At 65.8% G+C, this 12710-nt stretch carries 8 protein-coding genes; all 8 read left to right on the plus strand.

Annotation, left to right across the window (positions count from 1 at the left end):
- From B348_RS0108690 to B348_RS0108725, 8 genes are read left to right on the plus strand one after another with little or no spacing between them, the layout of a single operon-like run.
- The gene (locus tag B348_RS0108690; RefSeq protein ID WP_017735738.1) at window positions 1-1290 is read left to right on the plus strand and encodes a DotU family type VI secretion system protein; all 1290 of its coding nucleotides are present in this window, start codon (window positions 1-3) and stop codon (window positions 1288-1290) included.
- Window positions 1287-4787, plus strand: coding sequence for a type VI secretion system membrane subunit TssM (tssM, locus tag B348_RS0108695; RefSeq protein WP_017735739.1), 3501 nt, complete (start codon window positions 1287-1289; stop codon window positions 4785-4787). The genes B348_RS0108690 and tssM overlap by 4 nt, the downstream gene beginning before the upstream one ends.
- Window positions 4784-5437 (plus strand): type VI secretion system-associated protein TagF, encoded by a 654-nt coding sequence (gene tagF / locus B348_RS0108700; RefSeq protein WP_017735740.1) that lies wholly within the window; start codon window positions 4784-4786, stop codon window positions 5435-5437. Before tssM ends, tagF begins: the two co-directional genes overlap by 4 nt.
- Window positions 5438-6157, plus strand: coding sequence for a PP2C family serine/threonine-protein phosphatase (locus tag B348_RS0108705; protein WP_017735741.1), 720 nt, complete (start codon window positions 5438-5440; stop codon window positions 6155-6157).
- Window positions 6154-9093, plus strand: a complete 2940-nt coding sequence (locus B348_RS0108710) for a serine/threonine-protein kinase (RefSeq protein WP_017735742.1) — start codon at window positions 6154-6156, stop codon at window positions 9091-9093. Before B348_RS0108705 ends, B348_RS0108710 begins: the two co-directional genes overlap by 4 nt.
- The gene (locus tag B348_RS0108715; protein ID WP_017735743.1) at window positions 9093-9797 is read left to right on the plus strand and encodes an ABC transporter ATP-binding protein; all 705 of its coding nucleotides are present in this window, start codon (window positions 9093-9095) and stop codon (window positions 9795-9797) included. Before B348_RS0108710 ends, B348_RS0108715 begins: the two co-directional genes overlap by 1 nt.
- On the plus strand, window positions 9797-10975 hold the full coding sequence (locus B348_RS0108720; protein WP_017735744.1) for an ABC transporter permease: 1179 nt from the start codon (window positions 9797-9799) through the stop codon (window positions 10973-10975). Before B348_RS0108715 ends, B348_RS0108720 begins: the two co-directional genes overlap by 1 nt.
- Window positions 10968-12677 (plus strand): SUMF1/EgtB/PvdO family nonheme iron enzyme, encoded by a 1710-nt coding sequence (locus B348_RS0108725; protein ID WP_017735745.1) that lies wholly within the window; start codon window positions 10968-10970, stop codon window positions 12675-12677. Before B348_RS0108720 ends, B348_RS0108725 begins: the two co-directional genes overlap by 8 nt.
- The last annotated feature ends 33 nt before the right edge of the window (window positions 12678-12710 follow it).

Consider the following 12710-nt stretch of genomic DNA (forward strand, 5'->3'; position numbering starts at 1 on the left):
ATGCACCCCAATGATGACGACCGCACCCAGTTCATGCCGCGCCCCGGTGGCCGTGCGCCGGAACCTGCGCGTGCCGAACCTGCGCCCTTGTCGGTGCCGGCCGCGCCGATGCTCACCGGCAAGAGCCAGGGCCTCAACCCTCTGGAAAGCGCCGCCGGCCCGTTGCTGGCGCTGCTGACCCGGCTGCGCAACACCATCGCCCACCCGGCGCCGGCCAGCCTGCGCGCGCAATTGCTGGCGTACCTGCGCCAGTTCGAAGAGCGCGCCGAAGCGGCCGGCATCGCCCGCAACGAAGTGCTGCTGGCGCGTTACGCGCTGTGCACCGCCCTCGATGAAGCGGTGTTGAGCACGCCGTGGGGCAGCACCAGTGACTGGGGCAAGCAGAGCCTGTTGATCACCGTGCACAACGAAGCCTGGGGCGGCGAAAAAGTCTTCCAGTTGCTCGACCATTGCCTGCAAAGTCCACGGGAGCGCCTGTACCTGCTGGAACTGTTGTACCTGTGCCTGTGCCTGGGTTTCGAAGGTCGTTACCGCGTGATGAGCGACGGGCGCAGCCAGTTGGAGGCCTTGCGCGAGCGCACGGCGGCGGCGATTCGCAGTGCCCGTGGCGAGCACGAGCGTGAGCTGTCGCCGCACTGGCGCGGCGTGACGGTGGCGCGCGATCGCCTGGCGCAATTCATGCCGCCGTGGATCACCGTGGCCATCGGCGTCGCGCTGTTGCTGGCGCTGCTGTTCGGTTTGCGCCTCAAGCTGGCGGCGGACGCGGAGCCGGTGTTCAAGAATATCCATGCCCTGGGCGAGATCCCGGTGCAGGCCATCGACCGCCCCGTGGCGCAGCCGAAAGTCATTGAACGGCCACACCTGGCGGGCTTTTTGGTGGACGACATCAAGGCCGGTCGCGTGGCCGTGGAAGATGCGGTGGACCGCTCGGTGGTGACCATTCGCGGTGACGAACTCTTCGCCTCCGCCAGCGCCAGCATTGTCGATGACTACCAGCCGCTGATGCTGCGCATCGCCGATGCCATCCGCAAAGTGAAGGGCCAGGTGCGCGTCACCGGGCACAGCGACAACCGCCCGATTGCCACGCTGCGCTTCCCGTCCAACTGGGCGCTGTCCGAGGCACGGGCCAAATCGGTGCTGGATATCCTCGCGGCGAAGACCGGCCAGGGCGAGCGCTTCAGCGCCGAAGGGCGCAGCGACACCGAGCCTGTCGCCACCAACAGCACAGCCGAAGGCCGCGCCCGCAATCGTCGGGTTGAAATCACCGTATTGGCGGAGGGCGTCGAGTGAAGGCGTTGTTCAGTTTCATGATTCGCTGGGTGATCCCATTGCTCGGGCTGATCGCCCTGAGCCTGATCATCTGGTTTGTCGGGCCGTTGCTCGACGTGTTGGTGCCTGAAGGGCGCCGCTGGGCGCTGATCATCCTGGTGTTCGGCGTGTGGCTGGCCTACCGCATATGGCGCATTGTCCAGGCGCAGCGCCAAGCCGCCGAAGTGATGCGCAGCCTGGCCGCCGAAACCCCGGCCGATCCCAACAGCGTGGCCACCGCCGAAGAACTCAGCACCCTGCGCCAGCGCATGGACGAAGCCCTGGCCCTGCTGAAAAAAGCCAAGCTCGGTGGCGATGAGCGGCGCAACCTCTACGAGCTGCCGTGGTACGTGATCATCGGCCCGCCGGGTTCGGGCAAGACCACCGCGCTGGTCAATTCCGGCCTGCACTTCCCGCTGGCCGCGCAGTTGGGCGCCGGCGCGGTGCGTGGCGTCGGCGGTACGCGCAACTGCGACTGGTGGTTTACCGACCAGGCCGTGTTGCTCGACACCGCTGGCCGCTACACCACCCAGGACAGCAACTCCACGGTGGATAAAGCCGCGTGGCTGGGCTTCCTCGACCTGCTGAAAAAGCAGCGTTCGCGCCGCCCCATCGATGGTGCGTTCATTGCCATCAGCCTGTCGGACCTGCTGCTCGGCACCGACGCCGAGCGCGCCGCCCACGCCGCCGCGATCCGCCTGCGCATCCAGGAGCTGTACACCCAACTGGGCGTGCGTTTCCCGATCTACCTGATGCTCACCAAGCTCGACCTGGTGCCGGGTTTCATGGAGTACTTCGACAACCTGAGCAAGGAAGAACGCGCCCAGGTGTGGGGCATGACCTTTGCCCTGGATGACGGCAAGAACAGCGACAGCCCGCTGGCCCACCTGCAAAGCGAATTCGCCGGGCTCGAACAACGCCTCAACGAACGCCTGGTGGAGCGCCTGCAACAGGAACGCGACCCGGCGCGACGCGACCTGATCTACGGTTTCCCGCAGCAGTTCGGCGCGTTGAAGGATTGCCTGCAAAGCTTCCTCGAAGGCGTGTTCAAACCCAACGCCTTTGAAGAGCGCGTGCTGCTGCGCGGCGTGTACTTCACCAGCGGCACCCAGGAAGGCAGCCCGATTGATCGCCTGATCGGCGCCATGGCGCAGAGCATGAACCTCGACCGCCAGCACCTCGCGCGGCAGAGCGGCACCGGGCGCAGTTACTTCATCGAAAAACTGTTCACTGCCGTGGCGTTTGCCGAGCGCGGGCTGGTGGGGGTGAACCCCAAGGTCGAGCGGCGGCGCAAGTGGATTGCCCGTGGTGTGCTCGCGGCCACCGTGGCGTTGGTCGTGGTGGTCAGCGGCCTGTGGTGGGTGAGTTACCGCGCCAACCAGGCCTATATCGCCCAGGTCGACCAGAAGGTCGCGCCGTTGGGCCAGGCCGTGCAAAACCTGAGCCCGGCGCAACGCGACATCCTTGCGGTACTGCCATTGCTCAATGCGGTGAAGAACCTTGCGGGAGATTCGCCAAGCTTTTCCGAAGGCTTGGGCTTGTATCAGGGCGACATGCTTGAAGCCGAGTCGGCCAGCGTCTACCGCAAGCTGTTGATCGCCGTGTTCGCGCCGCGTTTGGTGACGCGGATCGAGGAGCAACTGCACGGCGGCGGCAATTCCGATTTCCTCTACGAAGGCCTCAAGGCCTACCTGATGCTCGCCGACAGCGAGCATTACGACCCGGACTTCATCAAGGCCTGGATCGCCCTCGACTGGGACCGCAACCTGCCCCGCGACTTGCCGGCGGATCAGCGCCAGGCTCTGGCCGGGCACTTGCAGGCGCTGTTCGAACGTCATCCGCCGAATGCGCGGCTTGATCCGCGCTTGATCGACGACCTGCGTCGGCAATTGCAGCAACTGCCGGTGGCCCAGCGCGTGTACGACCGGGTCAAGCGTCAGAAATTGCCGGAAGGCATCCCCGACTTCCGTCTCAACGAAGCCGCCGGCCGCGATGCGGCGCTGGTGTTCAGCCGTAAAAGTGGCAAGCCACTGGGCGAGCCGTTAAGTGGTTTCTTCACCGCCAAGGGTTATCGCCAGGCGTTCCTGCTGAGCAGCCTGAACCAGACCGGCACCCTCGCCGAAGAGCAATGGGTGCTGGGCCATGAGCAGGCCGATCAGCAGAACGTGCTCAGCCTTGCCGGGGATGTGCGCCGCCTGTATTTCCAGGACTACCAGCGCCAGTGGGATGCGCTGCTCGCCGACATCGACTTCGTGCCCATCACTAGCGTGGCCCAGGCCGCCGATGTGCTGCGGGTGATTTCCGGGCCGACCTCGCCGCTGAAAAAGCTGCTGGTGGCGGTGGCCAAGGAAACCGATCTGCAAGCCGAAGAACGCCAGTTGGCGGCCAAGGGTGTGCCGGTGGAAGGCGGTGTGGACAAGCTCAAGGAGCGCCTGGGCAATCTGCTCGGTCAGGAGCAGCCAAGCGCGAATACAGCGCCGGCAACGGATGATCCGGTGACCGCGCACTTTGCCGAACTCAACAGCATCGTCAGCAAGAACGAGGGCGAACCGGCGGCCATCGACGGCCTACTGGCGGACATGAACGCGCTGTATGTGCAGGTCAGCGCCATGGTCGGCGCCAGCGGCGATGCCTTGCTCGGCGAGGCGAAGAACCAGGCGGCGGCTGCGGCCACGCGGGTCAGCCTGAATGCCGAACGCCAGCCGCCATTGGTGCAGGGCATGGTCAAGTCGGTGGTCAACTCCACCACCAACAGCATGATGGGTGGCGTGCGCAACCAGTTGAACGCGGCGTGGATGAGCGAAGTGGTCAACGTGTATCGCCAGTCGCTGGCGGGTCGTTACCCGATGTCGCCGGGCAGTGCGCGGGACGCGACGCTGGATGATTTCGGCATGTTCTTTGGCGTCGGCGGGGTGATGGACAACTACTTCCGCAAGTACTTGCAGCCTTACGTGGACACGTCCGCGCAGACCTGGCGCTGGCAGCCGGGCGCGGCGCAGAAGCTGGGGATTGCGCCGGGCGTGCTGCAAACCTTCCAGCGTGCCGCGACGATTCGTGATGCGTTCTTCCGCGCGGGCGGCACCCAACCCATCGTGCGTTTCGAACTCAAGCCGGTGTCGATGGACCCGACCATCACCCAGTTCCTGCTCGACCTCGACGGCCAGCAACTGAGCTACGACCACGGCCCCAGTGGCCCGGTCGCCATGCAATGGCCGAACCCCGGCAGCATCGGCGTGGTGCGCCTGTCGATCATGCCGCCTGCTGCCAGTGGCCGTTCCGGCGTGACCCTGGATGGCCCGTGGGCGTGGTTCCGCCTGCTGGAGCAATCGGACCTCAGCGCCGGCAACTCGCCAGACCGCTTCAACCTGCGCCTGCGCGTGGATGGCGCGAGCATTGCCTACGAGTTGCGTGCCAACAGCGCGTTCAACCCGTTCAAGAGCCGCGTGCTCAGCGGCTTCAGCCTGCCGGAGCGGTTATGACGACGGTGGGTTTCTACGGCAAGTTGGCCAGCCGCGGCGACTTTGTCAGCCGCGCCTTGCCCCAGAGTTTTGTCGGCCCGTGGGACAGCTGGCTGGCGGCGGGTTTGCTCGCCAGCCAACAGCGCCTGGGGGGCGACTGGCTCAACGTGTACCTGGTCAGCCCGCTGTGGCGCTTTGTGCTGGCGCCGGGCGTATGCGGGCCGGATGCGGCGGCGGGCGTGGTGATGCCGAGCATTGATCGGGTCGGGCGCTATTTCCCGCTGGCGGTGGTCACGTTGCTCGACCACGACACCAATCCGGCGTCCCTCGTCGGCGGGCCGGATACCTGGTTTGCACAGGCCGAAGAGCTGCTGCTCAGCACCCTCGACAGCGGCGCGACCTTTGAAGGCTTCAACGCCGGCATCGACGCACTCGGCGTGCCGCTGACCGAACCGCGTGCGGTGGACAGCCGCTTCGCCGGCCTGCAACGGGTGTCTACGACCCAACCCCACGGGCGCATGACCGCGCTCGCCGAACAGGCCTGCGAAGGCGCCAGCCTGTGGTGGGGGCGCGGTTCTGAACGGATTGCCCCAGGTTTATTGCGGTGCCAGGGTTTGCCTGCCACCGACGATTTTGCGCAGTTTTTGCTCGGACAAGAAGGTGTGGTGTAGATGGGCGCAACGTACAAATCCGCGAGCAAAAGCCATGTGGGCATGGTGCGCCAGGTCAACGAAGACGCCTGTCTGGACCTGCCGGAAAACCGCCTGTGGGTGGTCGCCGACGGCATGGGCGGGCATGCGGCGGGGGATTACGTCAGCAGCCTGATCGTCGACAGCCTGCGCACGGTGCCGCTGGGCCGTTCCCTCGACGAATACGCGGCAGCGCTGCGCAACGACCTGATCCGTATCAACGCCGCCGTGCGCGAAGAAACCGCCAACCGTGGCGTGACCCTGATGGGCAGCACCGTGGTGCTGCTGGCCGCACGCGGGTTGCGCGGCGTGTGCGTGTGGGCCGGCGACAGCCGCCTGTACCGCCTGCGCGACGGCGTGCTGGAGCGTATCTCCCGCGACCACAGCTACGTGCAAGACCTGCAAGACAGCGGCCTGCTCAGCGAAGCCGATGCCCGCGTGCACCCGCGCGCCAATATCGTCACCCGCGCCATCGGCGTCGAAGCCCAGCTGGAGCTGGCGGTGATCGATCTGCTGATCGCCCCCGGCGACAGCTACCTGCTGTGCAGCGACGGCCTCAACAAGACCGTCGAAGACCACGAGATCCGCGAGGTGCTCAGCCATGACGCACCGGACGAAATCGTGCGCAGCCTGGTGCACTTGGGGCTTAACCGGGGCGCGCCGGACAACATCACCACCATCGTCGTGAAGGTCTCGGCATGAATATCCTGATCCCCGGCTACGACATCCACGGCGAGATCGGCGAAGGCGCCATGGCCAGCGTGTACCTGGCGACCCAGCGCTCGCTGGAGCGCAAGGTGGCGTTGAAGGTGATGGCGGCGGCGCTGGCGGCCGACCCGACCTTCTGCGAGCGCTTCCTGCGTGAGGGCAAGACCCTGGCGCGCCTCTCGCACCCGCACACGGTGACCATCCATGACATCGGCAACGTCGGTGAACTGTATTACATGGCCATGGAATACCTGCCCAACGGCACGCTGAAGGAGCGCATCGCTGCCGGCATGACGCCGGAACAGGGCGTGACGCTGATCCGCCAGATCGCTTCGGCGCTGGGTTATGCCCACGCGCAAGGCTTGGTGCACCGTGACGTCAAGCCGGCAAACATCCTGTTCCGCGCGGACGGTACGGCGGTGCTGTCGGACTTCGGCATCGCCAAGTCCCTGGACGACCGCACCCAGTTCACCCAGGCTGGTTTTGCCGTGGGCACGCCGAGCTACATGAGCCCGGAACAGGCGCGGGGCCAGGAGATCGACGGCCGTGCCGACCTGTATGCGCTGGGTGTGGTGCTGTATGAAATCCTCGTCGGCAAGCTGCCCTACAGCGGCACCGACGCGCTGTCGACGGCGCTGGCGCACCTGACCGAGCCGTTGCCGGAATTGCCGGTGCACCATGGCCGTTATCAGAGCGTGCTGCGCAAGCTGTTGGCTAAAGATCCCGCCGAACGCTTCCCGGATGCGGCGGCGTTGTTGCTGGCGCTGGATCAATTGCCGATGGATGCGCCGGAGGCCACCTTGGTGCGGCCGCTGCCGATCCCGATGAGTTTTGATCTGGCGGGGATCACGCCGGAATCCATCGAGATCCCCACCGACAAGCCCCAACCGGTGCGCCAACCGGTGGTGCCGCCAACCCAGCGCAGCGAACAGCGCCGTGGCCCGGTGCTGGCGCTGGCGGCGGTTGCCGTGGCGGTGGCGTTGGCGATTGGTGGTGCCAGTTATTGGTGGTTGAGCGGCAGTGATGCACCGGTGGCTAAACCGCCGATTGCAGCAGTGCCGAGCGTGGCACCGGTCGCGCCCGACGTGGACGGCGGCCAGCGCCCGCTGCTGATGGCGGGCAAGAAAACCCTGTTCCAACGTGTGCTGAGCAAGCCCGGCGCGAAGCTTTCCAGCGACGCCGGCAGTGCGCCGGGCAAAGCCTTGCCGGCGTTCTCCGTGCTCTACGTGTACCAGCGCAAGGACGTCGACGGCAGCCCATGGGTGCGTGTCGGCGCCGCCACCGATGGGCGCAGCGACGGTTGGTTGCCGGCGGCCCAGGTCAGTGACTGGAAGCAGAGCCTGGTGCTCAAGTTCACCGAGCGCTCGGGCCGGGCGCCGGTGATGTTCCTGCGCCAATCGGCTGAGGTGGAAAAGCTCTTGGCCGATCCCGCCGCCGCCAAAGGCGCCTTGGCCAAGGCGCAGAAAAACAGCGACGACAACAGCCAGGTCCTGGCCCTGGAACCGACCGCCAGCGCCGTGCCGCAGAACCAGTTCTACCTGTTGCCGATCTTCGACGCCAAGGAGAGCTTCGACGAAAACGGCCAGCCGGTGCAGTTGCTCAATGTCGCGTCCATCGATCCGGGCATCCGCGCCGCCAAGCCGGAGGCGAATGCCGATGCCTTCCGCACCGCCGTGGTGTTGGTGGTGGATACCACCGTGTCGATGCAGCCCTATATCGACCAGGTCCGCGACGTCGTGCACGAACTGCAAACCCGCATCGCCGAGCGTGGCGAGTTGGACAGCGTGAGCTTTGGCATGGTCGGCTTCCGCAGCAGCGTGAAAAAGACGCCGGGCCTGGAGTACGTGGCCAAGACCCTGATCACCCTGGACCAGGGCCGCGATCCGCAGCGCTTCCTCGACATGGCGCGGCAGGTCAAGGCGTCCACCGTCTCCAGCCATTCGTTCAACGAAGACGCGTTTGCCGGCGTGATGCAGGCCGTCGATGGCATGGATTGGTCGGGCTACGGCGGGCGCATCATCCTGCTGGTCACCGACGCCGGCGCACTGCGCAAGAACGACCCGTTCGCCGCTACCCAGATGAACGAGGCCGAAGTGCGTCAGGCGGCGTTGGGCAAGCAGATCAAGATCTACGCCCTGCACCTGCGCACCGACGCCGGCAAGGCCACCCACGCCGGTGCCGAGAGCCAGTACCGCATCCTTACCGCCGACGCCAACCCGCAGATCGGCGACCTCTACACGGCGGTGCCGGGCGGCGATGTGCGCAAGTTGGGCCAGCGTGTGGATGAGATCGGCACGGTGTTCGCCAACCTCGTGCATCAGGTGCGCAGCAACACGCCACAGCCGTCGCCGTTGCTGGGCAGCGCGCCGAGTCTGGCGGACAAATCCGCCGCCGTCGGTTATGCCATGCACATGGATTTCCTCGGGCACAAAACCGCGAGCCAGGCGCCGCAACTGGTCAGCGCCTGGACTGCCGACCGCGACCTCACCAACCCGGCGCTGCCGGCGTTCCAGGTGTGCGTGATGCTGACCAAATTGCAGCTCAACGACTTGCAGCAGTCGCTGAAACTGATCGTCGACGCCGCGCGCAAGACCCAGACCTCGCCGAAGGATTTCTTCCAGGAAATCGCCAGCGCCTCGGCCTATATGAGCCGCGACCCGCAAGCCTTGCGCAAGGGCGGCAACCTCGCCGATGGCGGCCTGCTTGGCGAATACCTGGAAGGTCTGCCGTACCGCAGCAAGTCGCTGAACATGACCCAGGACTTGTGGTTGTCGTTGAGCGTGGCCGAGCAGGAAGACTTTATCGATGAGCTGGAGTCGAAAATCCGCCTCTACGAAACCTTCCACAACGACCAGGCCAACTGGGTGCGTTTCGGCGACGCCGAGCCGGGTGACGCGTTGTACCGCGTGCCGCTGTCGACGTTGCCGTGATGCTGGACCTGAGCGCGGTGCACAAGAGCCGGGGCGTCGGCAGCCAGCGCTATAGCCTGGTGATTCCGGCGCTGCATTTGCGTGCGGGTGAGCAAGTGGCGATTGTCGGGCCGAGCGGCTGCGGCAAGAGCACCTTGCTGGATGTGCTCGCGCTGGTGTTGGCGCCGGATCAGGTGGGGCGGTTTGCATTCCATCAGCAGGACATTGCCGGGCTGTGGCGCGCGGATCAACAATCGGCCCTGGCGGCGCTGCGCAGCCGGCACCTGGGGTATGTGCTGCAAACCGGTGGCCTGCTGGGCTTTCTGGATGTGCGCGGGAATATCGCCCTGTCTCGGCAACTGCTGGGGTTAAAGGACGACGGCAGTGTCGCGCGCTTGGCCGAGCAACTGGAAATCAGCGATCAGTTGGCGAAAAAACCTGCGGCGTTGTCGGTGGGCCAGCGCCAGCGCGTGAGCTGCGCCCGCGCCCTGGCCCACGCGCCGCAACTGCTGCTGGCGGATGAACCCACCGCGTCCCTTGACCCGTTGAATGCCGAGCGTGTGATGCACGCGCTGCTGGCCCAGGCCCGCGAGCACCGCGCCGCCTGTGTGATCGCCACCCATGACGAACCGCTGGCCCGCGCCAGTGGCTTGCAGGTGCGGCGCATCAGTTGCCGCCGCGATGCCGACGGCGGCGTCACCGCCACCCTTGGGGAGGCGTGCTGATGCGCAGCGCTCTGGTGGCATCCCTGGCCTGGCAGGACTACCGCAACGACGCGTGGTTGTCGGCGTGTTCCGTGTTGGCATTGGTGGCGGTGATCGCGCCGTTGCTGGTGTTGTTCGGCCTGAAATTTGGACTGGTTAGCAGTTTGACCGAACGTTTGGAAAACGACCCCGCCACCCGTGAAATTATTCCGCTGGGCGGTGGTCGATTCAGCAGCGCATTTATCGAGCAGTTGGGTCAGCGCAGTGAAGTGGCCTTCGCGGTCCCGCGTACGCGGCAGATTGCGGCGACGGCGCAGGTGGGGGCGTTGACCCTGGAAATGCTGCCGACGGCGCCGGGTGATCCGTTGCTGCAGGCGCTGCCGATGCCCCAGGGCCTCGACCAGATTGTGCTCAGCCACACCGCTGCCGAAAAGCTCGCGGCGCGGTCCGGGGATTGGCTGGAAACGCTGTTTGCGCGGCAAGTGGCGGGGCGTGTCGAGAGCCAGCGCACACGCGTGCAAGTGCTGGCGGTGTTGCCGCTGGCCGCCTTTGCCCGGGACGGTTTGTTTGCCGGCTTGGGCCTGCTGGAAGCGGCGGAAGATTATCGCGACGGCCGAGCAGTGCCGGCGTTGGGTTGGACGGGAGAGGCGGCGAGTGAACAGCGGATCTATCCGGCGTTTCGCTTGTACGCCCGCAGCCTCACCGATGTTGAGCCATTGCGGGTGTTTTTCGCTGGGCAGAACCTGTTGGTTTCGACCCAGGCGCACACCATCGCCCAGGTGCAGTCGTTGAGCCGCAACCTGTCGATCGTGTTCTGGGTGATCTGCGGTTTGGCGTTGGCGGGGGCGTTTGCGGCGATCTCTGCCGGGGCGCTGGCGGCCGTGGCGCGCAAGCGCCGGGAATTGTCGGTGTTGCGCCTGTTGGGGTTTTCCACCGGCGCGCTGTTGGTGTTTGTGGTGTTGCAAGCGCTGTACAGCGCAGGGTTTGCCGCCGTGCTCAGTGCCGGGCTGTATGGCCTGGCCGAGGCGGGTTTGAATCAACTTTTCGTGCAGGTGCCGGGCGAGTACGCCAGCCACCTGTTGGCGCGTCATTACGGCCTGGCCCTGGTTGCAGTCATGGGCGTCAGTGCCGTGGCAGCGCTGTGTGGTGGTTGGCGAGTGGCGCGGATCCAGGCTTCTGAAGGAATCAGAGATGTATAAGTTACTGGGCGCCGCCGTGGCGCTGAGCCTGGCCTCGATGGCTTGGGCCGATGAAGCGAGCGATAAACTCGATAATCCAAAACCCTTGGAAGGCGACGTCAGCCTGCCGTTGCCGTGTGACGGCAACATGCTGTTCCGCTACGCCTACGTGCTGGCCCAAGGCACCCTGGACGACCGCGAGATCAGCCTCGGCTACCCCTTCGCCGAGGGCGAGGCGGGTTATCAACAGTCGTTCATTTCCGGCTACCGCCGCGACTTTATCAACGGCCAGTTCACCCTCAAGGATCTGCCCAAGGCGTGGAGCAAGGTCATCACGCCCTTGATGCCGAAGACCGACGCCAAGACCCCGCTCAAGCCAATGCTGTACTTCATCGGCAAGTACGAAGTGACCGCCCGCCAGTACGCCCAGGTCATGGCCCAGGCGCAGTCCCTGGCCAGCGGCGAACCGGCGCCGGCCTGCGACGTGCCCAGCGGCATGGCCGGGCGGTTGCCCAAGGTGAAACTGTCGCGCTTTGAGGCCGAGCGCTTCTCGGCGGTGTACAGCGCGTGGCTGCTGAAATACCACCGCGACCTGCTGCCGGTGAGCGGGCGCGGTGCGTCGGCGGAGGAGGGCGGGGTCGGTTTTGTGCGTTTGCCGACAGAAGTTGAATGGGAATTCGCCGCGCGTGGCGGCCAGGCGGTGAGCCGTCAGGACCTGGAAGGGCGCCTGTTCCCGCGCCGCGCCGAAGGCAGCGACAGTGACGGCCCGCTGGGCGACTACGCAGTGTTCAACCAGGTCGCTGGCGGCACCGGCCAGGCCGTGCGCCTGATGCCCATCGGCACCAAACTGCCCAACCCCATCGGGATGTTCGACGTGATCGGCAACGCTGCCGAGATGGTCCAGGAATCCTTCCAGCTGGTGCACGCCGGGCGTCGCCAGGGCACCTATGGCGGCTTTGTGGTCAAAGGCGGCAACTACCTGGAAGGCGAGGGCACGCTGTTTACCGGCATGCGCCGCGAGTACCCGCTGTTTGGCGCCGACGGCACCGAGCAAAGCAACGAGACCACCGGTTTTCGCGTGGCGATTGGCGCGCTGTCGGCGCCGCGTTCGCGCTACAAGGAACTGTTTGCGCAGTGGCAGAAAGAAGGCCGACTGGCCGCCCTGACCGACGCCATCGACGACGCCCAGGACCCGACCAAGCGCCTGGACAGCATCATCGCCGCCAGCGCCGATCCCAAGCTGCAAGCCGAGCTGGGGCTGGTCAACGAAGAGCTCAAGCGCAACGTCTCGCTGATCGCCCAGCAACGCGAAGAAGCGGCGGGCAACCTGATCCAGTCGGCGGCGTTGGTGGCCGAGACCATCGGCAACTACAACATCCGCCTGGCCAATTTGCAGAAGAGTCGCCAGCAGGCCGTGGACAACAAGGATGAAGCCAGCGCGCAGCTGTTTGCGATGGCCATTGCCAACGGCCGCAGCGCCCTCGACGGCGCGGTGGCGATCTATATCGACAACCTGGCCACCGGTACGCGCTACACCGATGCGGTGATCCAGGCGCAGTTTCAACGGATCAAGGAAGAGTTGGATCGCAAGCCGGTGCTCGGCAAGAGCCTGGTGACGCGCGCGACACTGTTCGTCCGCCATGTCGGCAACTACCGCAAGCAACAGCGGGCCGACCCAGCGACGATCTTGAAGGAATTGCTCGCAGCGAGCGGTCAGCGATGAGCGCTGGCTGTATGGCGAGCTTGGAAGGGACTC

The sequence above is a fragment of the Pseudomonas sp. CBZ-4 genome (assembly GCF_000346755.1).
Lineage (GTDB): Bacteria > Pseudomonadota > Gammaproteobacteria > Pseudomonadales > Pseudomonadaceae > Aquipseudomonas.

Excerpts from the sequence above, each read along its gene's own strand:
- B348_RS0108690 (WP_017735738.1), top strand. The coding sequence starts at position 1 with ATGCACCCCAATGATGACGACCGCACCCAGTTCATGCCGCGCCCCGGT.
- tagF (WP_017735740.1), top strand. The coding sequence starts at position 4,784 with ATGACGACGGTGGGTTTCTACGGCAAGTTGGCCAGCCGCGGCGACTTT.
- B348_RS0108705 (WP_017735741.1), top strand. The coding sequence starts at position 5,438 with ATGGGCGCAACGTACAAATCCGCGAGCAAAAGCCATGTGGGCATGGTG.
- B348_RS0108710 (WP_017735742.1), top strand. The coding sequence starts at position 6,154 with ATGAATATCCTGATCCCCGGCTACGACATCCACGGCGAGATCGGCGAA.
- B348_RS0108715 (WP_017735743.1), top strand. The coding sequence starts at position 9,093 with ATGCTGGACCTGAGCGCGGTGCACAAGAGCCGGGGCGTCGGCAGCCAG.
- B348_RS0108720 (WP_017735744.1), top strand. The coding sequence starts at position 9,797 with ATGCGCAGCGCTCTGGTGGCATCCCTGGCCTGGCAGGACTACCGCAAC.
- B348_RS0108725 (WP_017735745.1), top strand. The coding sequence starts at position 10,968 with ATGTATAAGTTACTGGGCGCCGCCGTGGCGCTGAGCCTGGCCTCGATG.